General features: G+C 63.7%; 17 protein-coding genes. 11 read left to right on the forward strand and 6 right to left on the reverse strand.

Annotated features, from left to right (window positions below; all coding sequences use genetic code 11):
• Positions 1-3,354: a glycosyltransferase family 2 protein gene (locus AC6CH8_RS02045; protein WP_498188479.1), complete on the forward strand. Its 3,354-nt coding sequence runs from the start codon at positions 1-3 to the stop codon at positions 3,352-3,354.
• Positions 3,347-5,074 carry a DUF5719 family protein gene (locus tag AC6CH8_RS02050; protein WP_498188480.1) on the forward strand — a complete coding sequence of 576 codons (1,728 nt, stop codon included), beginning with the start codon at positions 3,347-3,349 and terminating at the stop codon, positions 5,072-5,074. Before AC6CH8_RS02045 ends, AC6CH8_RS02050 begins: the two co-directional genes overlap by 8 nt.
• Before the next feature lie 5 nt (positions 5,075-5,079).
• Here AC6CH8_RS02050 and AC6CH8_RS02055 read toward each other — a convergent pair whose 3' ends face one another.
• Positions 5,080-5,598, reverse strand: a complete 519-nt coding sequence (locus AC6CH8_RS02055) for a metallopeptidase family protein (RefSeq protein ID WP_091466152.1) — start codon at positions 5,596-5,598, stop codon at positions 5,080-5,082.
• 121 nt (positions 5,599-5,719) lie between these two features.
• Between AC6CH8_RS02055 and AC6CH8_RS02060 the strand changes: the two genes are divergently transcribed.
• The 5 genes from AC6CH8_RS02060 (at position 5,720) to AC6CH8_RS02080 (ending at position 10,390) form a co-directional block, all read left to right on the forward strand.
• Positions 5,720-6,118, forward strand: a complete 399-nt coding sequence (locus AC6CH8_RS02060) for a DUF3499 domain-containing protein (protein WP_091466154.1) — start codon at positions 5,720-5,722, stop codon at positions 6,116-6,118.
• Positions 6,119-6,268: 150 nt separating this feature from the next.
• Complete coding sequence (locus AC6CH8_RS02065) at positions 6,269-6,487, forward strand: Trm112 family protein (protein WP_017198664.1); 219 nt, start codon at positions 6,269-6,271, stop codon at positions 6,485-6,487.
• Positions 6,488-6,532: 45 nt separating this feature from the next.
• Positions 6,533-8,011, forward strand: coding sequence for an adenosylhomocysteinase (gene ahcY / locus AC6CH8_RS02070; protein WP_178997908.1), 1,479 nt, complete (start codon positions 6,533-6,535; stop codon positions 8,009-8,011).
• 128 nt (positions 8,012-8,139) lie between these two features.
• Positions 8,140-9,360 (forward strand): L,D-transpeptidase, encoded by a 1,221-nt coding sequence (locus tag AC6CH8_RS02075; protein WP_498188481.1) that lies wholly within the window; start codon positions 8,140-8,142, stop codon positions 9,358-9,360.
• 187 nt (positions 9,361-9,547) lie between these two features.
• A complete protein-coding gene (locus AC6CH8_RS02080) occupies positions 9,548-10,390 on the forward strand; it encodes a pentapeptide repeat-containing protein (RefSeq protein WP_498188482.1) in 843 nt (280 codons plus the stop codon).
• Positions 10,391-10,512: 122 nt separating this feature from the next.
• On the opposite strand, the gene AC6CH8_RS02085 is transcribed toward AC6CH8_RS02080, so the two are convergent.
• Complete coding sequence (locus AC6CH8_RS02085; protein WP_498188483.1) at positions 10,513-11,319, reverse strand: RDD family protein; 807 nt, start codon at positions 11,317-11,319, stop codon at positions 10,513-10,515.
• 105 nt (positions 11,320-11,424) lie between these two features.
• On the opposite strand from AC6CH8_RS02085, the gene AC6CH8_RS02090 reads away from it, so the two are divergent.
• Positions 11,425-12,420: a stage II sporulation protein M gene (locus AC6CH8_RS02090; RefSeq protein WP_420180522.1), complete on the forward strand. Its 996-nt coding sequence runs from the start codon at positions 11,425-11,427 to the stop codon at positions 12,418-12,420.
• 139 nt (positions 12,421-12,559) lie between these two features.
• Positions 12,560-13,759, forward strand: a complete 1,200-nt coding sequence (locus AC6CH8_RS02095; protein WP_498188484.1) for a TIGR01906 family membrane protein — start codon at positions 12,560-12,562, stop codon at positions 13,757-13,759.
• A 4-nt stretch (positions 13,760-13,763) separates the two neighbouring features.
• Here the strand turns inward: AC6CH8_RS02095 and AC6CH8_RS02100 are convergent, their stop codons facing one another.
• Together AC6CH8_RS02100 and AC6CH8_RS02105 are read right to left on the reverse strand one after the other, a co-directional pair.
• Entirely contained in the window at positions 13,764-15,596 is a 1,833-nt protein-coding gene (locus AC6CH8_RS02100) for an AMP-dependent synthetase/ligase (protein ID WP_498188485.1), read from the reverse strand.
• A 13-nt stretch (positions 15,597-15,609) separates the two neighbouring features.
• A complete protein-coding gene (locus AC6CH8_RS02105) occupies positions 15,610-17,427 on the reverse strand; it encodes a dolichyl-phosphate-mannose--protein mannosyltransferase (RefSeq protein ID WP_498188486.1) in 1,818 nt (605 codons plus the stop codon).
• Positions 17,428-17,560: 133 nt separating this feature from the next.
• Here AC6CH8_RS02105 and rsmI point away from each other — a divergent pair, with 133 nt between their 5' ends.
• Both rsmI and AC6CH8_RS02115 read left to right on the forward strand, forming a co-directional pair.
• Positions 17,561-18,436 (forward strand): 16S rRNA (cytidine(1402)-2'-O)-methyltransferase, encoded by an 876-nt coding sequence (gene rsmI, locus AC6CH8_RS02110; protein ID WP_091467602.1) that lies wholly within the window; start codon positions 17,561-17,563, stop codon positions 18,434-18,436.
• A gap of 160 nt (positions 18,437-18,596) precedes the next feature.
• Positions 18,597-20,078: an NAD-dependent succinate-semialdehyde dehydrogenase gene (locus AC6CH8_RS02115; RefSeq protein ID WP_026542786.1), complete on the forward strand. Its 1,482-nt coding sequence runs from the start codon at positions 18,597-18,599 to the stop codon at positions 20,076-20,078.
• A gap of 141 nt (positions 20,079-20,219) precedes the next feature.
• On the opposite strand, the gene AC6CH8_RS02120 is transcribed toward AC6CH8_RS02115, so the two are convergent.
• Positions 20,220-22,715 carry a transglutaminase TgpA family protein gene (locus tag AC6CH8_RS02120; RefSeq protein WP_498188487.1) on the reverse strand — a complete coding sequence of 832 codons (2,496 nt, stop codon included), beginning with the start codon at positions 22,713-22,715 and terminating at the stop codon, positions 20,220-20,222.
• Complete coding sequence (locus tag AC6CH8_RS02125; protein WP_420180528.1) at positions 22,712-24,160, reverse strand: DUF58 domain-containing protein; 1,449 nt, start codon at positions 24,158-24,160, stop codon at positions 22,712-22,714. The genes AC6CH8_RS02120 and AC6CH8_RS02125 overlap by 4 nt, the downstream gene beginning before the upstream one ends.
• Positions 24,161-24,167 lie beyond the last annotated feature (7 nt).

Here is a 24,167-nt window from a genome sequence, read left to right on the forward strand (position 1 = left end):
GTGCATGTTACCGCCGTCGTGGTTTCCCACGACGGCGGCAACTATCTGCCCAGGACATTGGCGGCATTGTCGGACCAGACGCGTTCGGCCGATGCCGCCATTGGCATTGATACAGGTTCCACCGACACATCGCTGGACTTGCTCCGCGAGGCCCTCGGCCAGAACAGCGTCACCTCTTTCCAGCATGCGAGGTCCGGTTTCGGAGCGGCTGTTCGCGCTGGCCTGCAAGAGCTCGCCCCCGCCGACGGTGACACGCAGGGTGATTCCGTGCATTGGATCTGGCTTTTGCACGACGACGCCGCGCCCGCGCCTGATGCGCTGGCAGAGCTGCTCCATGCGGTTGAACGCGCCCCCTCGGTAACTGTGGCCGGCTGTAAGCAGCTTGGCTGGGACAATAAGCGGCACCTGGTCGATGTTGGACTCTCAACCAGCCGCTGGGCTGAACGCCTCACCTTGATCGACGCCGACGAAGTGGACCAAGGGCAATACGATGCCCGCACGGACACCTTCGCGGTGAACTCCGCAGGTATGTTGATCCGCCGCGACGTCTGGGAACTGCTGGAAGGATTTGACCCGGCCTTGCCTGGCAGCGGCGATGACGTGGACTTCTGCTGGCGTAACTGGCTTGCGGGCAATCGCGTAGTCGTAGTCCCCAGTGCCCGCATGTTCCATGTGGAGCACCGCCCGAATGGCCTGGGCACATCCTCCGCGGCACGTAAAGCCCAGATCCATCTGCGGCTCAAACATGCTTCCTGGTGGAAAGTGCCGTTCCAAGCCGTGGGCGCCTTGTTCGGCGCCATCATTCGACTCATGCTGAGCATCCTGGTTAAGGAACCGGGATATGGATTCTCCCAATTCACCGCCACCATCGCTGCCCTTGTCCGGCCGGTGGCCATAGCCCGGGGCCGCCGCGTTGCGGCCAGGACACGCCGGGTACACAGGTCCGTGGTCCGGGGACTTCAGACACCCACGCGGGAGGTGCGTGCCAACAGGCGCTCCTTATTGGAAGCAATCCGGCCCGCAGAAGAGACTCCCGCTGTCTCTGACCTTCTGGCCCCTGAACCCAGCGGGGATGCGGCGGATGACTTCGCCGCACTGGCCACCAGCGAACGTGGCTGGGTGGGCACAGGTGCCGTTGCAGCTGCATTGATAGCTCTTGCCGCAGCACTTGTGGGACTGCTGGGGCTGCTCCGTTCAGGCACCGTTGCCGGTGGTGGGCTCCTCCCTCTTTCGGCGTCACCAGGCGACATCTGGGCGAATGCGTCCACTTGGTGGATCTCATTGGGTGCAGGCCTGCCCGGACACGGCGATCCATTTGGCTATGTCCTGTGGCTGCTTTCCCTCTTCGGGGGCGGGGATGGCAACGCCGCAATGGTGTGGCTGCTGATCCTTGCCATGCCGTTATCCGCATTGGGCGCATGGTTCTCGGCGGGGGCGCTAACTACCAAGCGTCGCTTCCGGGTTGCGGCGGCCCTCGCCTGGTCCGGTGCTCCCGCACTTCTGATCTCCATCAACGAGGGTCGTCTCGGCGCCTTGGTGGCGCACGTCATGATGCCGCTGCTTCTCCTCGCGCTGTTGCGTGCCTCGGGATCGGCAGTCGCCCAAGGGGCCGCTTCGGCGGGGACCCAACTCAGCCGCCGTCCGGCCCTGATAGTCGGTAAGCCCGGCATCAACGGAACACCGTCATGGACTGCTGCAGCCGCCGCAGGTCTTGCCATGGCCGTTGTCACGGCCTCTGCCCCGTCATTGTTGGGGCCTATCGCCGTTGCAGTGATACTGGCTGCAGTAGTCCTCGGGCATCGGGGCAAGACGCTGTGGTGGTCGCTCCTGCCAACTCTCGCTTTGTTCCTTCCGTATGCGATATCCGTTTTGGACAGGCCGCGCTCGTTGCTTGCCGACCCTGGTTTGCCGCTGACGTTTGAGGCTGCTCCGTTGTGGCAACAGCTACTTGGCCAGCCGCTGGCCTTCGACATCGACGGCGGCTTGACCGGTTTGGCGGTCTTCGGTCCTGGCGCTGTGCCCTGGGCCCTGTTGCTCGCTCTGCTGGTCATCGCACCAGTCCTGATCCTGGCTGTTGCCGCCTTGTTCGTACCCGGTAAACGCGCTGCGCTGGCCCGGGTGTTTTGGCTGGTCGCTTTGGCTACGCTTTCGAGCGCTTGGCTGGTGGGCCACGTAGCTACCGGGGTCAATAACAATGTGATTGTTGGACCGTTCACCGGCCCGGCCGTATCGGCGGCGGGAATGTTGCTTCTGGGTGCTGCCGTTCTCGGTGCTGAGAAGCTCTTCACGGCACCGCGAAAGACGCCCAAGGCTTCCCGGCGCCACTTCCCGCTGCGGCGCGTAGCCTCGGCCGCGACCATGACGCTTCTGGTTTCCGGCCCTCTTGCCGGCATGGCTGCCTGGACTGCTCAGAATGTCCTGCAGCCTACGCCGACTGCCGTCACCATTGCGGCACCCGACACTGCCGAAAAGACGTCGTCCCTTGGCGCCGGCCGACAAATATGGCCGGTGGATACGGGCACGTTGCCTGCCACCGCCGTCGACCGTGGCCAGGGACCGGAGCGAACCCGAACGTTGGTCATCACCAGCGGTGAGCAGGGCGCCTTCTCCTCGTCCCTGATGCGGGGAGCAGGAACCACGTTGGACAGTTTGTCCACCATTGCCTCTGCACGGACCATCATTGGCGCGCCCGGACGCGAAGAAATCGCGGCCGATGACGCTGCCACCACGTCCCTCCGCCGGTCCGTGGCCACCATCGTGGCGGGAACCGGCGTGGATCCCCGTGCCGACCTGGAACAACTTGGGGCCGGATTCGTGGTCCTCAAGGCAGCAGACAACGCCGCCCAGTTGACGGCCAGCCGGATCGATGCCGTCCCAGGGCTCGTGGCTGTTGGCCAGACCGACGCCGGGTGGCTGTGGCGGGTGACGCCCCGGAGCCAGCCCGCGGCTACTGCCGCGGACACGGCACACCGGGTACGCATCGTGGACTCCGAAGGCGCTCTGCTACGTGCGCTGCCATCCGAAGAAGTGGATGTCGATGCCACTGTTGAATCAGGCAATGAGGGCCGAAAGGTGGTCCTCGCCGAACGGTCCGATCCCGGCTGGAGCGCCTGGTTGGATGGCCGCCAACTGCAGGCCACCACATCCGGCTGGTCACAGGCGTTCGAGTTGCCTGCCAGCGGCGGCGACCTTGAAATCCGCTACACCAACCCTTGGGCCTTGTGGATCGGGATCCTGCAGGCTGTGGTGATTGGATTGACGGTCCTTTTGGCCGTTCCAATGCCCGCACGCCGCAGCCGAACCGGCATGTCGAGGGATGAAGTCTCCCTCCGTAAGGAGTACAGCAGTGTCTGAGGACCAGAAGAACGAGTCCGGCGAAAGCTCTGGAACCTCGGAAGCCCCGAAGTCCCGTGCCGGGAACAACGGAGAAACAAACAGGTCGGGTAAAGGCCCGCGGAGTTCGAGTTCCCGCGACTCCGGTTCCCGCGGCACGAAGTCCCGCAGCTCCAACAGGGGAGTGGTCACTGGCGTCCTGTCAGCAGTGGTCATCCTTGCGGCTGGCGGCGGTGCCGTGGCCGCGACGTCGATGGTCCCGGAACCTTCCGGGGGTACCACCATGGATATCCGCCAGGCCGACGTTCCCGCGGGCCGTTCCATGGGTGTCTGTCCGGAACCTGCGAGGCTTGTGAGCGGAACCGTGGTGGGCACGGATGCTGACTTCAGCCCCGTGTCCACCACTGCCACCAGCGCCTTGAACGCCGTGGTGCTGAGCAACCCGGCCGGTACGGTGCCCGAAAGCGATGTGACATCGCTGGGTGGTGAGATGGTGGAGTTGATCGCCAAGGCTCCTACCAGCACGCCCACACCCACGGTTGGTCCGCCCGTGCTCGCGGCCGGAGTGGCGAACATCAGCCCGGTGGCGTCTCCCACCGTTGTGGGTGCCGAGGCCCTTGGAAACGAACAAGCGTCCTTGGCGGCCAATCTTAGCTACTCAGCGACGGACGGCGACCTTCGCGGCCTTGCGTCTACCCAATGCCAGCCGCCGGGCAACGACGCGTGGCTCCTGGGTGCCAACACGGCCGTGGGCCGAACGGCCGTCCTGAACGTGAGCAACGCCTCCGAGACCCCGGCCACAGTAAGCCTTGACCTCTACGGATCCGAGGGACAGATCCAAGCTCCCGGGGCCCGTGGTCTCCTGGTGGCTCCCGGAACCACCCGCTCGGTGAACCTGGCTGGGCTCGCCCCGGGCGAATCGCAGCTAGCCGTGCACGTGCGCAGCACAGGCGGTCCGGTAGCCTCCACTATCCAGCAGAGCGTGTTGCGTGGAATCGCCCCAGGCGGTGTGGAGTACCTCTCGCCGGGTGCGGCGCCGTCCAACCTGCAGGTGATGTCCGGCGTCGACATCCAGGACCCGGCGGCCATCAAGGCGCTGGCCGGTAAGTCAGGTTTTGCGGACGCCGCACCGGCACTCCAGATCGCAGTGCCCGGATCCACCGACGCCGTTGTGCAAGTAAGCCTTTACGGCGCCAACGGTGAACGAAAGATTCCCAATGGGGGAGTGGTGACGGTCAAGGGTGGGACAGTATCAACACTTAACCTTGAGGGCGTCCCGGCCGGCAGCTACACCGTCAGAGCCAGCTCGGATGTCTCGTTCCTGGCATCGGCGAGGGTTACTCGCGGTTCCAAGGCCGAGGAAGCAACCGACTTCGCGTGGTCGCCGTCGTCGGCCCGTCTTGGCAGCCAGCACCTGGTGGCCGTACCACGGGAAGGCCAGCGGTCTTTGAGCTTCGGTGTTCCCGAGGGGCGTGGCACAGTCAGTTACGCTCCGGTGACCGCTGATGGAAAAGTCGGCAAGGCCATTGACGTGGACATGTCGGGCGGGACGACGTCGGTGATCGGGTTACCGGACAAGTCCGGTAGTTCGGCTGTGGTGGGCTACGTGGTTTCGGCCGCGGGTGACCCGGTGTACGGTGCGCTGGTACTTGGAAAGCAAGGACGGACAGACGTTTCCGTCGTAGCAATTCAGGACGCAGCGGCCGGCCTTGAGAAGGTTCCGGTCTCAGTCGGCTACTAGCTAAGTTATTGGTAGCGGCGCCGGTAGACCGGGTCCAAGGTCTCCGGGGGCACGCCGAGCATCTCGGCGGTGTACTCCACTACGACGTCGTGGACAAGGTCCTGCAGTTCTTCGCGAGTGGCAGCGCCCTGCTCAACTACCCGGCGGTACACCGTAATCATGGGTGCCTCGCCGCGGCCACCAGGGGTGTAGGAGCCCATGGGGGCAGTGTTTCCTGTGGCAACCAGCTGCTCAAGGTTGGGTGGAATTTCATCGACTGCAAAGAGAACACCGTCGAGCTGTTTGCCCCACATGTCCTGGAGCCGCTCGGCAGAGTCCAGCACCATGTCATCAAAGCGTTCCGAGCGCGTGCGGAAGCCGGGGAGATTGGGGAGCATCAGCTCTCCACGCAGTCCCCGTCCGTGCCGGTTTCGCCGGCGTCGCCGGAAGCCCCGCGCTTCCGAACCGGCGTGTTCCTGGGCCTGATCGCCATCGGCGTCAGTCCACCGGATGTTGAACCCGGGAACATGTGGCTGTGACTGCATATATCGACTTTAGTCCTGAGGAACCGCCAGCGCGACATCAAGCCCCGCAGCGCGCCGCAGCGGCGGCTACTCGCTTGGAGTTCGCGGGGCACGGGCGGGCAATGCGCAATGAATGCGCCCAATGGCGCTAATCTGGGATGTTGTGGGTGCCATTCGTCAGTGTTCCAGATCAGCCTGCCGCCAGTCCGCGGTGGCCACTTTGACGTACGTGTACGCAGAGTCAACCGCAGTTTTGGGTCCCCTGGCCACGTACGCAGAACCGCATGCGTACGATCTTTGCTCGCAGCACGCTGAGTCACTCACGGTTCCGCGTGGCTGGGAAGTCCTTCGCCTTGCCATGCCCACAACGCCACAAGAGCCGGGCCCGGATGACTTGCTGGCACTTGCCAACGCGGTCAGGGAGGCGGCTTCGGCCACCACCGAAACTCCAGCCCGGCACAGCCACCCTCAGATGGAGCCGCCCGCCGGCACCGAAGGAACGCGTCGAGGGCACTTGCGCATCCTCCGCGAGCCGTCTTAGCCGGACCGTGCCCGTTTCAGCTGCCGGGCTTCGGCTACCGGACGCAATTCGTCGTCGGGATCAAAACAGGATCTCCCTGCGCGGTAGTCTGGAATCTGCAGATATATCCGCCAGCGGCGCCATGCCGGCGCCACCCAGGGAGCATCATTCATGCCAAAGGTCAGTCCTGAACTGTTGTCCATCCTGCGCTGCCCCGTGACGGGTTCACCGCTGGTCCAGGAGGGCGATGAGTTGGTTTCCACCGATGCCGCTGCGGACGGCGAAAAGCTCCGCTACACCATCGAGGACGGCATCCCGCTGCTCCTGCCACCCGAACTGCTGGCCGCAGCCAATGCGGCAACCTCAGGCCAGCACGATTCCAAGGCCTGACGCGCTTCCTTCCATCAAATCCGCACGGTACCCCTAAGGACTTCCATGACTTTTGACTTCAAAGTGGCTGACATCACTCTTGCGGAGGCCGGCCGTCACCAAATCCGTCTCGCCGAGCACGAAATGCCGGGCCTCATGTCGCTTCGCGCGGAGTTCGGTGCAGAGCAGCCCCTCAAGGGTGCAAGGATTGCCGGTTCCCTGCACATGACGGTCCAAACCGCAGTACTCATCGAAACCCTCACTGCCTTGGGCGCGGAAGTTCGCTGGGCTTCCTGCAACATCTTCTCCACCCAGGACGAAGCCGCTGCCGCCGTCGTCGTCGGCAAGGGTACCCCGGAAAACCCGCAGGGTGTTCCGGTTTTCGCCTGGAAGGGCGAAACCCTTGAGGAGTACTGGTGGACTGCGGAGCAGATCCTCACCTGGCCGGGCGCCGACACCAACCCGGAGTTGGGTCCCAATATGATTCTCGACGACGGCGGCGACGCCACACTGCTGCTTCACAAGGGCGTCGAATTCGAAGCCGCAGGAGCCGTGCCGACCGCCACTGAGGACGATCCGGAGGAATACGTCCTCATCCTGGACCTCCTGCGCAGGACCCTTGCCGCTGATCCGCAGAAGTGGACCCGCCTGGCCGCCCGCATCGAAGGCGTCACCGAGGAAACCACCACAGGCGTGCACCGTCTGTACCAGCTCGCGGAGCAGGGCAAGCTGCTGTTCCCGGCCATCAACGTCAACGACTCCGTGACCAAGAGCAAGTTCGACAACAAGTACGGCATCCGCCACTCGTTGCCGGACGGTATCAACAGGGCCACGGATGTCCTGATGGGCGGCAAAGTGGCGGTTGTATGCGGCTATGGCGACGTCGGCAAGGGCGCCGCTGAGGCGCTGCGCGGCCAGGGCTCGCGCGTCATCGTCACTGAAATTGATCCCATCTGCGCTCTTCAGGCCGCTATGGACGGCTACCAGGTTGCCAGACTGGAGACGGTGCTCGCCCAGGGCGACATCTTCATCACCACCACAGGCAACAAGGACGTCATCATGGCCGAGCACATGCTGGGCATGAAGAACAAAGCGATCGTTGGCAACATCGGCCACTTCGACAACGAAATCGACATCGCCGGGCTTGCCAGGATTCCGGGCGTCAAGAAGGTTGAGATCAAGCCGCAGGTCCACGAGTGGGTCTTCGAGTCCGGGACGGATTCCGAACGGTCCATCATTGTGCTGTCCGAGGGCAGGCTGCTCAACCTGGGCAACGCCACAGGACACCCGTCGTTCGTGATGAGCAACTCGTTCGCCAACCAGACCATTGCGCAGATCGAACTCTGGACCAAGAAGGACCAGCCCGCCGGTGAGCGCGAGTACCGGAACCAGGTTTACGTCCTTCCCAAGATCCTTGATGAGAAGGTTGCACGCCTCCACTTGGATGCTTTGGGCGTGGAGCTGACGGAGCTGAGCAAGGACCAGGCGGATTACCTGGACCTGGATGTTGCGGGTCCGTACAAGCCTGAGCACTACCGCTACTAAGCTGCACTATCCGCCCCCGGCGGTACCCAAATCGATGGCGAAAGGCCGGACACGCAACCAGCGTGGCCGGCCTTTCCGGTAGAATTGGGTGTTCGGTAATGCTTGTGGGGGACAGGATGACAGGAACCATGACGGAAGTCGCCAAACGTAAAAAGGGCAAGATCCTTGCCATCATTGGAGTCTGCGCAGCCATTGTCGTGGGTGGAATTGGCGTGGTCGCGGTGCCGGGCCTGCTGGCAGGTTCTCCGCAGGATGCGGCCGTAGCGCCGTCACCGACTCCCACGGTGGAAGCCAAACCCGTTGAGCTGGGCATCACCCCGCTGGATGGCGCCGTGGAGTGGAACCCTGTTGTGGGTCCCCAGATCAAAGCAGTCAACGGGAAGCTGAAGGACATAGTGTTGGCGCCGGTGGGCGGTGGTGCGCCTGTGCAAGGCACCACCAGCCCTGACGGCAGCACGTGGACAACTCTGGAAGTCCTGAAGTTCAAAACCCAATACAGCTACTCCTTCACCGTTGTGGATACGGCGGGGAAAGAGACTAAGAAGTCCCAAACTTTCACCACGGTTTCCGCCGCCTACGAGGCCGACGCTTCCATCTACCCCCGCCACGGCACCACGGCCGGCTCCGGTCAGCCCATTGAAATCAACTTCAGTGAGCCCGTTGTAGACAAGGTGGCAATGGAGAAGCGGGTGGCCATCACCGTTTCCTCCGGCCAGCCCGTTGCCTGGCACTGGTATTCGGACAAGAAGGTCCGGATCCGTCCCGAGGCTTTCTGGGCCTCCGGCACCACCGTCACCGTGGATATGAAGCTATTGGGCGTGGATTTCGGGAACAACATGATCGGCAACGCCGACGTGGTCTCAACGTTCACCACCGGCCCCCAGCGGGTGGCCGTGGTTGACGACAAAACCAAGACCATGAACGTGTATTCCGACGGCCAGTTGGTTCACACTGCACCTGTGTCCCTCGGCGGGGAAGATTGGCTTTCTCCCACCGGGTACGCGGTGATCATGGAACAGGAACGCCACTCGAACTTCAACGCCGGAACAATTGGCCTGAAGCCCGGCGACAAAGGCTACTACCCGCCCCTCGTAGTGGAATATGCCAACCGGCTCACGTGGTCTGGTGTGTACGTTCACCAGGCCCTTGAAGCCGCATGGAGCTCCATCGGGGTGGCTAACGTCTCGCATGGCTGTGTGGGCCTGCTGCCGGCGGATGCCGAGTGGTTCTTCAACAACATGAAGACCGGTGACGTTGTCCAGATCCTGAACACCGGCGCACCGGCAGTGGAACCGCTGGAAGGCTTTGGCGACTGGAACATTCCGTGGGCTAGCTACGCCCAGCGGTAGTCCTGCTGTTAAGATCCTTGTAGTGATTATTTCCTGCGCACTTTGACCCATTGCTCCAGCGCTGACACGACGTCGGCCCTGCTATTTGTGCTGCCCTCCAAGATGATTCCGGGTGTCCCTCAGGGGAACCCGCTCATGGGTTCCCCGGCTCCTTCCACCGGACCCTTTCTTATCACTTGGAGCACGCATGACCATTTCACCTACGCTCAGCCCCGACTGCGGCAATTGCTTCGCACTTTGCTGCACCGCGCTCGGATTTACCCGATCAGCTGACTTCGCCATCGACAAACCTGCCGCTTCGCCGTGCCCGAATATGGCGGACGACTTTTCCTGCACCATCCACCAACGCTTACGGCCGAGAGGCTTCCGCGGTTGCACGGTATTTGATTGTTTCGGCGCCGGGCAAGTAGTGTCCCAACACACCTTCGCCGGCACCAGTTGGACGCAGGACCCTGCGTCCAAGTCCTCGATGTTCGCCGTGTTCAAGGCGGTCAGGCAACTCCACGAGATGCTCTGGTACCTGGACGAAGCCCGGCAACGGACGTTTGATCCAGACCTCGCATTCACGGCGGAGCACCTCTCCGAGCGCATAGCGGACGCCGCACATGGGGATGCGTCCACGGTCCTGGCCACCGACGTCGAAACTCTCCATGGAGAAGTCCGCGCTCTCCTGATGGAGGTTAGCGAAGAACTACGCGCCTCCTACGGGGCCGAGGACAAGCCAAGGCTCGACGCCGGCCGCCAACCGGGTGCCGACGCGAGGCTGGGCGGCGCTGATCTGATGGGAGCCAACCTTGGGAACCAAAGCCTGTGCGGATGGGACCTCCGCGGTGCATACCTGATCGGAGCCAATCTACGGAAGTCCGACCTCACAGCCGTGGACCTCCTGGGAGCAGATCTTCGCGGAGCACAACTCCACGGAGCCGACCTCTCCAGCGCGCTCTACCTCACCCAACCGCAGATCAACGCCGCCGAAGGCGACCCCTCCACCCTCCTACCCCCACGACTCACAAGACCGGATCACTGGTGACTGCAGCGGAATCGGGACTAGCCGGTCGGCCGGCGTCCGGCAGCGTGCGTCTAAGCGAGGAACGAGCGAGCACGCCGAGGACGGCGGCCGCCCGGCGATGGCTGGTAACAGCCGCACCAGAGTTACGAATCGTGAGTGAACGGCAGCTTCCTGAGTCGTTCCCCTACGGTCGCGTTCCGCTGCTCCGCTTGGCGGAGTCGTGTGAGTTCGCGGTTGCGCCGTTCCCCGAGGACTGCGCCTATGTAGTCTTCGGGGATGGTGCCGGCGGGCGGGGGTGGGGCGACGTACCTTGCGAGTTCCGATGCGAGCGAGGCGGCCATGTTGACGCGTGAGGCCGGTGCCATGAGGTAGGCCTGCTGCACGAAGGTTCCTGCCCGGCGAGCGGTGGCATCCGGCACCCTGCCGATATCTGCCATCGCAACCCATGCTTGCAGGTGGTGGGGTGCTACGGGCATGATGCGGGGAGTTGAGGGTACTCGTTGCCGGAGGGAGTAGGTGCCTGCAACGATGTCGCCGAGGCGCTTGGATTTTTCGTTGAACAGTGCCACGCCAATTGCGAGGCCGCCGAAGGTCAGGTAGATCTCCAGGAAGCCGAGGAGGCCGCGGATGAGGGCGTGCCGGAAACGGATGGAGCCGCCGTCGTCGCGCACTATGCGGAGCCCTGTTGCGAGCTTTCCCAGGGACCGCCCTCGTGTCAGGGTTTCCACGGTGACGGGGACGATGACCACCGAGAAGACGACGCTGCTGAGGACCATTGCCTGTATGGCGGCGTCGTCGAGATCCCGGGAGGCGCTGGTGATCAGGATGATCAGGAGTATTGCGAGGGCGATTTGGGAGATCACGTCAATGATGAGCCCCAGTGCTCGCGCGGCGAAGGAAGCCGGGCGAAGCTCGAGGACCACGGCCTCGCCTGTGATGATTGAACTCATGCCTGCCCCCATGTTTCGCCAACGCTTCGGGCCACACGACTGCCCTCATCAACGAGTCTAGCGGCGGGCTGACCTGCCAGTGGATTCAGGCGCTAGGGTGGTGGCGTGGACATAGATGCCTTCTCGGCCGTACATGGGGACAAATGGTCGCGGCTTCATTTCCTGGCACATAAGCGAAGGCTTACGGGTGCCGAGGCCGATGAGCTTCTTCGCCTGTATCAAACGGTGTCCGGGCACCTGTCGCTGATCCGGTCTGTGGCGCCGGAGACGGGGTTGTCCGCATCCTTGTCTGCAGCGTTGGCCCAGGCCCGGACGAGGTTCACGGGGGCCCGCTCCAATTTCATGGAGGACCTGGCGCGGTTCTTTGTTATTTCCCTCCCTGCGGCCTTCTACCGGATCCGGTGGTTGACCATGTGGTGCGGGCTTGCTTTTCTCCTGGTGGCGGGTGCCTATGCTTTGTGGATTGGCACCTCTCCGGAGGCCCTGAGGGCCGTAGCATCCAGTGATGCCAAGGTGCAGCAGTATGTGGAGGAAGACTTCATCGACTACTACTCCGAGAATCCTGCGGCTTCCTTCGCCGGGTTGGTGTGGACGAACAACGCCTGGATTTCGGCTCAAGCTGTGGCTTTTGGCATTACCGGATTCTGGGTGCCATTCATCTTGTTCATGAACGCGCAGGGGCTGGGAATCGCGGCCGGTCTCTTCCTGGCCACCGGGAAGATGGACATTTTCTTCAGCTACATCCTTCCGCACGGCCTCATGGAACTCACAGCCGTCTTCATCGCCTGCGCGGCGGGGCTCAAGATTTTCTGGGCCATGGTGCGGCCCGGCCCACGGACAAGGCTGCAGGCTGTGGCCGATGAAGGCCGTTCGTTGATCACCATTGCCTTGGGGCTGGTGCTCGTCCTGCTGGTTTCGGGCATTGTTGAGGGCTTTGTGACACCGAGCCCGCTTCCCGTCTGGGCCAAGATCACCATTGGTGCGCTGGTTCTGGCCGGGTACTGGGCATACACCTTGGTGCTGGGTGGGAAGGCAGTCCGTGCAGGTGTCACAGGAGACATGGATGACAACGACGCCGGTTATCGCAGCATTGCTGCGTAGAGCTTACAGTTGCGTTTCAATCTGGTCGCGGCCGGGGTGGCACCGCGTGTCTCTGTAATGCCGGGCGGTAGGCTCGAATGCAGACAAGAGAGCCGGCAGCAAGCAATCGCCGGTGGATGCCTACGGAAGTGAACCCGCTGTGAGCGACAAGAGCCCAAAACCACAAGAACCGGACACGGAAGTCCACGAGGACCCCAACGAACCGGCCTTCGACTGGATGAAGCCGAAGACGTCCAGTGGTGCTTCTCCGGCCACTCCTGCAGCCAGCACCGCAGCCACACCCAAGACCGGTGCCACACCGTCGGACAACAAGCCGTCGGCCGCCACCGCTTCCACTCCCACGACGCCTGCCACCGGCCAGCCCGGGAGCCGCGCGGACCGGAAAGCGGCAGAAGCGGCCGACGTCGAGGTTGAGCCGCCGCTGTTCGCCGACACCTTGGCAGGCGCTTCCACCACCAAGCAGCCGTCGCACTATTCGGAACCCCTGCCGACGTCGGCTCTTCAGATCCGTCCGCCGGAAGACGAAGTGGCGCGACGAAACGCCGAACGCGAGCAGGCAGCAAAGGTGAAGCCGGTAGGCCCGCGGATCTTCCAGGTGCTTTTGGCGGTCTTCTACCCGGTGATCCTCCTGGTGCTTGCTGTTCGGGCAGTCACCAGCCCGCTGTTCCTGTGGGTGGAGTACAACCGCCCGGGTTTCCCCGGCGACGGCTACGGTTTCAGCACTGACGACCGTATGACGTACGGCTCATACGCCGTTGATTACCTCAGCAACTGGGCCGGCCCGCGCTACCTGGGGGGCTTGGTCAACCTGGACGGCGACAAGCTCTTCACCGACAGCGAAGTTTCGCATATGGCAGACGTGAAGCTGGTCATCCTGTCCGCCTTCGGCGCCGGGCTTTTGCTCATCGTCCTCAGCATCATCGCCATCCTGTATCTGCGTAAGCGAAGCACAGGCGGGATCCGCCGCGGTCTCTTTGCGGGCTCAATCGTCACGCTGGTCATCATCATTGGCCTCGCAGTATTGGCGGTCCTGGGCTGGCAGCAGTTCTTTACCGAGTTCCACCGCATCTTCTTTGCCAATGGAACGTGGACTTTCTCGCTGGAAGACACCCTTATCCGGCTCTTCCCCGGGCAGTTCTGGATTGACGCGGGCATTGTCATCGGGGCCCTGGTGTTCCTCGCAGCGACGGTGACGTTCATCCTCACGTGGCCTACCAAGCGGCGTCGCGGCCTTGCGACGGCACAAGCGGACGAGGATCGCGAGGAATCTGACGAGGCAACTCCCACAAACGACGATGCCGACAGCCTTCGCAAGGAACCGACGAGCGCTGCGCGCTAGCAGGCTACTTCCTGTACAGCTTTTCCACAGCCGCGGAGAAGTCGTTAAGCACCGCGGCCCGCTTCAGTTTGAGCGAGGGCGTCAGGTGCCCTGACTCGACGCTGAGATCCGCCGTGATGAATGCGAATTTCTTGATGGACTCAGCAGCTGAGACGAGTTTGTTGGCCTCGTCCACTGCCGTCTGAACGGCCGCTTTTACGCGGTCATCGGCAGCGGCTTCATCGGGGGTCATGGCCCCCACCTTGTTCTCGGCGCACCAGTCCGAAAGCCCTTCGGGGTCCAATCCGACGAGTGCCGCCACGAAGGGCCGGCCGTCGCCGACTACTACTGCCTGACCCACCAAGGGGTGTTCGCGCAGCTTCTCCTCCAAAGGAGCCGGTGCCACGTTCTTTCCAGCGGCGGTGACCAGGAGGTCCTTCTTTCGGCCGGTGATGGTCAGGAAGCCGTCGGCGTCGAGCTCTCCGAGGTCGCCGGTCCGGAAGAAGCCCTCAACGAAGGCAGCCTGCGTGGCCTTGTCGTTGTTGTGGTAGCCCTTGAAGACTCCAATGCCCTTGACCAGCACTTCGCCGTCCTGCGCCACCCTGACGGTGGTTCCAGGAAGAGGAATGCCCACCGTACCTATGCGGGACATGCTGGGAGTGTTGACGGTGCAGGGTGCCGTGGTCTCTGTCAGCCCGTAGCCCTCAAGAACAGGAACTCCCGCGCCGTGGAAGAAGTGGTTGTCCCGGAGGCTAAGGGGACTGGCTCCGGAAACCGTGTAGCCGACGTCGCCGCCGAAAACGTCCCGCACCTTGGGATAAAGGACCTTGTTGAAAGTGGAGCGCTTCAGGCCCAGAAGCCAACCCGGACCCGGTCCTTCGCCACGGTTGGCGAGGTCCACCGCCGTCGAATATTGCACCGCGGTGGTCGAAGCTGCCGAGAAGAGCGCGGACTTACCGCTCATGGCGGCTTTGTGGCTGGCACCAGCGTAAACCTTCTCGAAGATGCGGGGCACAGCGAGCAGGAAAGTGGGCTTGAAAGATCCGAGATCCGCCATGAGTCCGCTGGCGCCGGCACTGTGTCCCAGCGTGATGCCCGCCGTGAGGCAAACAACCTGGACAGCCCTGGCGAGGACGTGCGCCAAGGGCAGGAACATCAGCGTCCGTGCGCCTTGCTGCATGAGCAGCTCGGGGAGGAAAGGGATGACGTTACGCGCCACGAGGACAAAGTTGCCATGGGTGATTTCGCATCCCTTGGGCTTGCCCGTGGTTCCGGAGGTGTAAACGATGGATGCGACGCTCGCCAGGTTTGCCGCGCTGCGCTGGCGCTCCAGTTCGGCGTCCATGATGCCGATTCCGACGGCGGAGACGCTGGTCAGGTTGGGTGCGTCGCCGTCGTGCTCCATTCGGATGATGGTCACTGGGTCCTCGCCCAAGGCCGGCGACTGTTCCACCAAGGCACGGACGAGGCTCTCCTTGGCAGTGTCCTCCACAAAGATGCGCCGGGCGCCGGAATCCGTGAGGATCCACTCGATCTGGCTCGCCGAAGACGTCTCATAAATGGGGACAGTGACTCCGCCGGCCATCCAGATGGCGAAGTCCACCAGCGTCCACTCAAAGCTTGAGCGGGAAAGCACGGCTACCGGATCGCCGGGGTTGAGCCCGCCCGCGATCAGGCCTTTGGCCAAGGCAGTGACGTCGGCAAGGAACCTGGCTGCCGAAACGTTAAGCCAACCGTTCGCGGTTTTATGCGCGTACAGGTTACCGAACGGATCCTTGTGGCAGCGTTCCAGGAGGAGGTCCGTCACGTTGGTGTTCGGGTCCGCCTCGACCAGAAGCTCCGTGCTTGCTTCCCTCACTGCTTGCCTCCTCCTAAATCCACGATGGCATCCACATTCTCATCCGCCACTCCTGGTAGCTGATGACCTCCGCCGTGAGCACGGGATAGAAGAATGCCGTTGCCAGCACGGCCAGCACCAGGACGAGCGCCACTATGTAAAGGCCCGATCGTCGCCGCCAGACGGGGTCGCCGCTGCGTCCCAAGACCAACCCCAGCACATACGTCAAGCCCAGAACCAGGAACGGCTCGAAGGACACCGCGTAGAAGATGAACATGGTGCGTTCCGGGTACATGAACCACGGAAGGTATCCGGCGGCCACTCCGGCAAGGATGGCACCTGCACGCCAGTCCCGGCGGCCTGCCCACCAGAACAACAGGATGACCAAGGCGATGGTTCCACCCCACCACACCACTGGATTCCCCACTGGCAGGATGGCCGAGGAACACGTTTCAACAACACAGCCCGGGGTGCCCTGCTTTGGGGTCTGGTAGAAGAACGAGGTGGGACGGCCCATGATGAGCCACGTCCAGGGGCTGGACTCATACGGATGGTCGGAGCTGAGGCCTTGATGGAATTTGTAGGCTTCCAGGTGGTAGTGCGCCAGGGACCGTACGGAGTTGGGCAGCCAATCCCAGCCGGGGGCCGGGTTGGTGGCAGCCCATTGCCGGTAGTAGGCGTCCTTCGAGAGGAACCAGCCCGTCCAACTGACCACATAGGTGACGGCGGCAATCGGGATGATGGTCAGGAAGGCGGGGAGGCCGTCCTTGATGATGCCGGCGCTGAACCAGCTCCGGATGCCTGCGATGCGCCGGGCGCTCAGGTCCCACAGCACGGTCATCAGACCGAAGGCGGCTACGAAGAACAGCGCCGACCATTTGGTCCCCACCGCCAAGCCGAGGCAGAGGCCTGCCACCAGTCGCCACCACCGCATGCCCAGCCAGGGGCCGGCAACCAATTGGGTGGGTGTGGGGCGGGCTCCCGGCGAAGCAGCCGCTTGGGCGGCGAGCCGGGAAGCCAGACGACGGCGGCCGTCGTCGCGGTCCATCAACAAGGCACCGAAAGCGGCCAGGATCCAGAGCGCCAGGAAGACGTCAAGCAGCGACGTACGGGAGAGCACCAGATGGTGGCCATCAATGGCCAGCAGGAGCCCGGCGACGGCACCCAGGGTGTGCGAGCGGAACAGCTTCAGTGCGATAAGTGAAACGAGGAAGACCGTCAGCGTGCCTGCCAGGGCCGCACTGAACCGCCAGCCGAAGGGGTTGTCCCCGCCGAACAGCCACATGCCGAAGGCAATCATCCATTTGCCCACCGGCGGGTGGACCACATACTCCGGAGTGTTGAGGAGGATGTCCGGGTTGCCGGCATTGAAGGAATCGTTGGCGTTGGCCGGCCAACTGCGTTCGTAGCCGCTCACCACATAGGAGTAAGCGTCCTTGACGTAGTATGTTTCGTCGAAAACCAGGCTGTGCGGGGCATCAAGCCGGAAGAAGCGGAGGACGCCGCCCAGGATCGCCGTGATGGTGGGGATCAGCCAAAACCACAAGCGCAACGAGGCCGGGTAGTCGCGCCAGCTTTGGACACCACCGATCAGGCGTTCCTTCAACGCCTGGGCAGTGTAGGCCTCGGTCGGTCGGACGATCCAACGGTGACCTTCCAGCCCACGGCCGGGAAAAGTTCCGCCGGGGATGTCGGTCGGCGCCGACGCCTGCCGGGGCGCTGACCCGACGGCGCGTTTCGGTGCATCCTGCTGACTGCTGCCTAACTCCACAGTTGTGTCTTCGGGTTCAGGGGTCGCCGGGGACGCCGCCGGGGATCCGGAAGCGGTAGCAGGAACGGGCGACTGGTTCACCCGCCCATGCTACCTTTCCATCCTTGCTGTATCCCTGAACCCCGCGGCTGCATCCTTGAAGCGCGTGCGGCATTAGGCTTGGCAGGTGGACGAACAGCGCAGCACCCCGGATGAGACTCCCTTTAACGACGACCTGGATGAGTCAGCTTCTGCTGCCGATTCCGGTGCAACTCCCGGCGTCGGCAGGATCGTGCTTGCCGCTACGCCCATCGGCAACGTGGGTGACGCCTCCGCGCGCTTGATTGAACTCCTTGGCACCTCGGACATTGTGGCCGCAGAGGACACCCGGCGTTTGCACCGGTTGGTAACGGCACTGGGCGTCGAGGTCACGGGACGCGTCATCAGCTACCACGAGCACAATGAAGTGGCCAAGACTGGTGAACTCCTGGACCACGTGCGCGCCGGCAAGACCATCCTGATGGTCAGCGACGCCGGAATGCCCGCGGTTTCCGACCCGGGTTTCCGTCTGGTGGAGGGCGCAGTTGCCGCCGGACTGACCGTCACAGCCGTTCCCGGCCCTTCTGCCGTACTGACGGCCTTGGCGCTATCCGGCTTGCCCACCGACCGCTTCTGCTTTGAAGGCTTTCTTCCCCGGAAGTCGGGGGATCGGAACTCACGTCTGGCCGACCTCGCAAACGAACGCCGCACCATGGTCTTCTTTGAGGCCCCGCACAGGCTTGAGGTCATGTTGCGCGCACTGCACGAGCGCTTCGGGGCCGATCGCCGGGTTGCTGTGTGCCGCGAACTGACCAAAACGTATGAGGAAGTCATCCGTGGCACCTTGCGGGAACTGCTGGAGTGGGCGGAGAACAACGAGGTCCGCGGCGAAATCGCAGTGGTGGTGGGCGGTGCACCTGAGCAGGAACCGGGCAAGCCCGAGGATCACGTCGCCGCGGTGAACGAACTCATTTCCCAGGGCATCCGCTTGAAGGAAGCTGTGGCCGCAGTGGCCGACGATGCCCGGGTCAGCAAGCGGGAGCTCTATTCGGCAGTCCTCGCAGCGCGCTGACGTCCGCTGTGCAGCTGCACAAAATAGCGACCATGCGGCAGTGCGTGAAGGCGTAGACACTGCTTCTCGCGGGGCAGTACCGTGGCAGTAATTCAAGCCACTTCCGGCAACGAACCCCAGTGGTGCAATTCTCCAAAGCACCCAAGACGAAGGAGTCGCCATGACTGTCACGGTTGAACGCGAAAGCGAACTGCTGGCTTCCGTCCCTACCGGCCTGCTGATCAACGGTCAGTGGCGCCCGGCCGGATCCGGAAAGACCTTTGATGTTGAGGACCCGGCCACGGGCAAGGTCCTGCTCAGCATCTCCGACGCCGGTGCTGAAGACGGCGCTGCCGCCCTCGACGCCGCTGCTGCCGCCCAAGCCGATTGGGCCCGCACCGCACCGCGCGAACGCGGCGAAATCCTGCGCCGCGCCTTTGAACTGGTCACCGAGCGTGCCGAAGACTTCGCACTGCTGATGACCCTCGAAATGGGCAAGCCCCTTGCCGAAGCCCGTGGTGAAGTCACCTACGGTGCCGAGTTCCTGCGCTGGTTCTCCGAAGAAGCAGTCCGCGTGTCCGGCCGTTACTCAGCAGCACCTGATGGCAAGAACCGCCTCCTCGTGCAGAAGAAGCCCGTGGGCCCCTGCCTGCTGATCACCCCGTGGAACTTCCCGCTGGCCATGGCCACCCGCAAAGTAGCCCCCGCCGTCGCCGCCGGCTGCACCATGGTGCTCAAGCCGGCCAACCTGACCCCGCTCACCAGCCTGCTCTTCGCCCAGGTCATGCAGGAAGCCGGCCTCCCCGCCGGTGTCCTCAACGTCATCCAGACCTCCACCGCCGGCGCCGTCACGGGCCCGCTGATCAAGGATGACCGCCTCCGCAAGATCTCCTTCACCGGCTCCACCCCGGTGGGCCAGGCACTGATCCGTGAAGCAGCGGACAAGGTCCTGCGCACCTCCATGGAACTCGGTGGCAACGCACCGTTCGTGGTCTTCGAAGACGCCGACCTGGACAAGGCCGTTGAAGGCGCCATTGCCGCCAAGATGCGCAACATGGGCGAGGCCTGCACCGCAGCGAACCGCTTCATTGTGCACGAGTCCATCGCCGATTCCTTCGCCGAGAAGTTCGCCGCCAAAATCGGTTCCCTGACCACCGCCCGCGGTACCGAGCCCGAATCCAAGGTTGGCCCGCTCATCGACGGCAAGGCCCGCGACGGCGTCCACGCCCTCGTTTCCGAAGCCGTAGCAGGAGGCGCCACAGCTGTCACCGGTGGTGCCGCCGTGGACGGTCCCGGCTACTTCTACCAGCCCACCGTGCTGAAGAACGTTGCAGCTGACGCCCGCATCCTGCAGGAAGAAATCTTCGGACCGGTCGCGCCGATCATCACCTTCTCCACCGAAGACGACGCCGTTCGCTTGGCCAACAACACCGAATACGGCCTGGTTGCCTACGTCTTCACCAAGGACCTCAACCGGGGCTTGCGCATCAGCGAACGCATCGAGACCGGCATGCTCGGCCTCAACGCAGGTGTCATCTCCAACGCTGCGGCACCGTTCGGTGGCGTCAAGCAGTCCGGCCTGGGCCGCGAAGGCGGTTCCGAAGGCATCGAAGAGTACCTCTACACCCAGTACGTAGGTATCGCGGACCCTTACGCCGACTAATACTGCTCTTTCCACCAAGGAGCCCGGTCCGCCGCTCTCGCAACAAGAACGGTTGACACACGCAGGGGCCCGGCCCCGGAACCACAAGTTCCGGGGCCGGGCCCCTCGCTGTCTGTACCTGAAGACTGTTTGTACCTGCACCTAGCGGCGCTGGGGGAGCAGGCCCGCGAGCCTGTGCCACCACCGGCCAACCGCCCGGCCCATGGCTTTGCCGAGCCTTCCCACAGCCCGGAACGGTGCGCCGAGCGCGTGGACCCAGCGTTGCATCATCGACGGCGGCACCCAGTCGGCGCGGAAGCGCACCAACCAGCGGGCATTGTTTCGCAACGCCTCACGGACGACGGCGATGCGGCCCGCCGCTGCCGGTGCCGGGGCCGCCGTGCGACCGTAGCGTTGCCGTTCGAAGTCCGAGGTGAGCGAAGCCACTGCTGCGTGGGCGGCGTCGTCGAGTCCTCCTGTGTCACCAAGTGCGGTGCTGGACCGCAGCCGGGCGGAAAAATTCCTGGGCGTCTCGCTGGGCGTCGATGGCACGCCGTAATCCGTAGCGAGGTCCTGCAGTTCCGCCCAGGCAAGTTCCGGGGCAGGATCCTTGACACCGGGGATTCCGTCTTCATCCGGAGGTTTTTGATTCAGCCGGCGTTGCCTCAGGACCGTCCTGCTCAGCCTCGGCGACCAGAGGAAACCGACGAGCAGCAACACCCCGGCTGCGGCGGCGCCGATCGCTGGGAGCGGGTTCGTGGCGCCCGAACCCGTAGCAGGGGTCTCTACCCCTGGAATCGGGACGGGCGCTGCTGCCGGCGGTGCGGGGGTTGTGAGGACTTCTTTCTCGTCGGCGTTGGTGCTGAGATTACTGGGAACTGAGGATTCCGCGGCGTAGTCGGGGACGAAGCCCCGCGACGGCGTGGGCTCAAAGGGAACCCAGCCAAGCCCCTCAAAATACAGTTCGGGCCATGCGTGAGCATCCCGGGCGTCCACCTCGTACTCGGGGAAGGAACCCTGACCGACCAAGGCCACGGACTCGCCCGTGAGCCGGCCCGGCGCGTAGCCCACGGCGATGCGGCTCGGAATCCCTTCGGCCCGCGCCATGACGGCCATAGCCGAGGAGAAGTGAACACAATAACCGCTCTTGACGGCAAGGAAATCCGACAGGACCGAGAGGCCGTTACCGTCATAGCCGTTTTGCACGGGAGCTTGTAAGGAGTACGTGAACTCGCCGGAACGCAGGTACTTCTGGAGGGCCAGCGCTTTGGCGTAGTTGCTGCCCGCGGATGCCGTGACGGTATCGGCTGTTTGCCGCACGATGTCCGGAAGGTTGCCCGGGATCCTGAGGAAGTCATCTGAAATGCCCTGCGGGACGGAAGTGGCTTGGGACAGGGACTCTGATGTGATCCTGGGGGCTGCGGAGAAGACAACGTACCGTTGGGCGCGGGTGGTGGTCTCCGTGCTCATGATGCTCAAAGTAGCCGGATCCCAGGTCCAGCGTCCGTTGAGGCCGTTCACCGAAGCCGGAGCAAATGGGGCAGGGAGGTAAGGGCTGGTGAACAGGCCCGCGTTAATGGACGTCACGGCATTGACCACTTCGCCCTGGACGGCGTACCCCGTCTCGATCCTGTCAGCACCTACGCGGCGCTCGCCTGCACGATCATCCGGGGCCCAGGTTTCGCCGTCGAAGTGGTCAACAGTGACCGACCTCAAATACAGGGGTGCGCCGGCGCTCGTGGCATACGTGATGCGGCCCGAACCGGTAGGACTCCTGAGGCTGTTGCCCAGGGTGATCATGGGATTGAGCCCATTGGAGGTGCCCCACGGGCTGAGCCGTGAGCCCTGCGGAAAAGTGCCGGTCTCGAAACCGGGGATGGCCAAGGGGACGGTCATGGTCAATGCCAGCGCCAGGCCACCGGTGACAACTGAGCGCTTGAACTGGCCGGCACCGCGCCCCGAGCCCGACTGGAGCCTGGCATCAGGGGCGAACCAGTGGCTGCACCCCAGGATGAGCAGGTAACCCACGGCCGCGCCGATGAATCCGGCTACTCCCACGCTCTGCGGTTTGATAGTGGCAGGCACCACCATGACCGCCAGCAGGCCAATGCCGCTGGCCGCAGGCATGGAAAGTGGAACGGCCAGGGCATCGATGAGGATCACCAGGAGCCCAAGGCAGGCACACATGACGAAAACGATCCCGGCGTTAGGTGCCACCGGCGCGCTTTCGGACACCACTGTTTCGGCGGCCCGCTTAATGTGTCGTCCGACGGCGGTAAAGGTTTCGGTGGTGGGGATGAACCCCGCCAGGCTCTCCTGGCGGCAGAAGATGAAGCTGAGCGCAGCCGCCAGGGTGGCAAAGGAGCCCAAGGTCGCGATCAGCGGCTGGGCCCGGAGTGCCCGGAGGACAGCAAGCGTCAGCGCGACCACTACCACCGTGGTGATCAGCGGCATGAACCAGGCCCAGCCCCTGAGGACACCGTTCAAGGACAACGCCGCCCCTAGGACAGCCACCGCCACTGATCCTGCCATGGCCCATGGATAGGGCCCTGGACCCGGGACCTGCGGTCGGGGCGGCTTGCCGGACGAAGCCGTGCTGGCTGTTCCACCCGGTTGGGTCGGAGCGCTGGGGGAGCCCTGGTGGGATGTAGCGGTCATCGTGGCACCGCCGCTCCACGCCGGACATCCATGGCCGCATCTGCGGCAGCTACGATGCCGCCGGCATCAAAGGCTGACCAGGCAGCCGTCAGCTGGGTTTTCGATGTCACAGCGGCTGCCCTCCAACCAGCAACGCGCAAGATCTCAAGTATTTCCTCGTTGTTCCGTGAGGCATCGGTGATCACCAAGGCAAAGGCGTTGGCACCATAGCCGGCCGCCGGGGCAAGTGTCCTTGCCTCCGCAGGCGTCAGGTTGCCCACCAAGGCAAGCAGCGGACCGCGCAACCGGTGCGCTGAGAGTTTGTCCATCAGGCGATCGTTGAAAGGAGAATCGGCATTCTCCGTGCCCGCCGAGCCGGGGGAGCCCTCCTTGTGTTCGGAGATTTGCTCGGTCCTGTGGTGCTCCAGCCTGGTGTGCCTCGGGCCGCTTAGCTCCACTGCCGCAAGACTTTCTGCGATGGCCTGAAGTCCGCCCACGCCCGCGAACTCCTCCGCCTCCGTGTCCGGCGCCGACCGCGAACGATGGAACGCCGGGCTGCCGAATGCATCAAGGAGTCGTAACGAATAATTCCGTTCTGCCAAATGCGCGCTAATGGACATCGCCGCGGTGACCATCCACTCGAAGTTCGTACTGGTGACAAGGTCAGAGTTCTCGTCATGGCTCCCGAAGACAGAACCGGTTCCGGCGGCAAAGGCGGTGAATCTCTGGTCCAGGATGAGGGTGGCCTCCGGGGTGGTCACCGACTCCTCTTGACGCACCATGAGCTGGCCATGGCGGGCAGTCGCCGCCCAGTGAACGCGGCGCATGGGATCACCGTGCCTGTACTCACGGGTCATGATGTCGTCATCGCTGGGATTGGCCCGGATACGGGTCGCCGTCACGCCATCATTGCCACGCGCGCCGGCGAGGCCCGTGACGGGAAGTTCGACGGCGGCAGGAGTCACGGTGAGGATGTCGCCGTCGTCAATTGCATGCCGCCGCAGCGATAAGCCGAAAGGGTCACTGAACTCTGCGGTGACCGGACCAATCCGGAACTGTCCCCGCTTGCCCGAGCGCAAGTGATATTCGTAGCGGCTGGTGCCTCCGGATGCTGATCGGGCAGGAAAGCGGAAAGCGGGTGGCTCACCGAAGCGGGGAGGCAGTTGCTCCTCCATGATCACGTGCCCTGTGGAATATGACGACCGTGCAACAGCGAGGCGAACGGTTGTGGTGCCGGACGTCTCCACCGTGGACGGATTGAACTCCCGGTACACCTGGAACTTGGGTTTGAGCACCCGGACGCCGGCGAGCGCCACCAAGGGAAGGAGAATCAACAGGACAGCCAGAGTCAGGAGATCACGCCTGCCCATGACATACGCGCACCCCATGGAAAGGGCCCCGGCGGCCAGAAGCCCCCAGCCGCGGTTGGTGAATAAGTGTTTGGGAAGCCGATCCATGAGCGCCATACCGGCA

The organism is Paenarthrobacter sp. GQ52, assembly GCF_059759005.1.